Here is a 254-nt window from a genome sequence, read left to right as displayed (position 1 = left end):
TTCGGCCAGGGCGCACGCGCAGCGGCCGACCTGACGGACTCCGCGAGCGCCGGCCGCCCCGACGCTGCCGTTCGCGTCAACATCCGGCTGATTCCATTCGAAAACGTCGTACAGCACGGGTGTCGCGGAGTGCTGTTCACATGGCCGCATTACCCTTCATTGACTCAACCTTGGGCTTGCTTTGGTGAATTCTGATGACGGTGTGACCAGAGGGAGGAGCGTTCCTGTTGATGTCCGTCCGCACATCCGCGGCC

Annotated in this window: 1 protein-coding gene; it reads left to right on the top strand. The window is 63.0% G+C overall.

Annotated features, from left to right (window positions below; genetic code table 11):
- A partial coding sequence (locus AOK00_RS39730; protein ID WP_216822263.1) for a hypothetical protein occupies positions 1-195 on the top strand: 195 nt, incomplete at its 5' end.
- Positions 196-254: the final 59 nt, after the last annotated feature.

It is taken from the genome of Streptomyces aureus (assembly GCF_001418135.1).
Lineage (GTDB): Bacteria > Actinomycetota > Actinomycetes > Streptomycetales > Streptomycetaceae > Streptomyces > Streptomyces aureus_A.
This window is presented reverse-complemented; position numbering and strand designations above follow the sequence as displayed.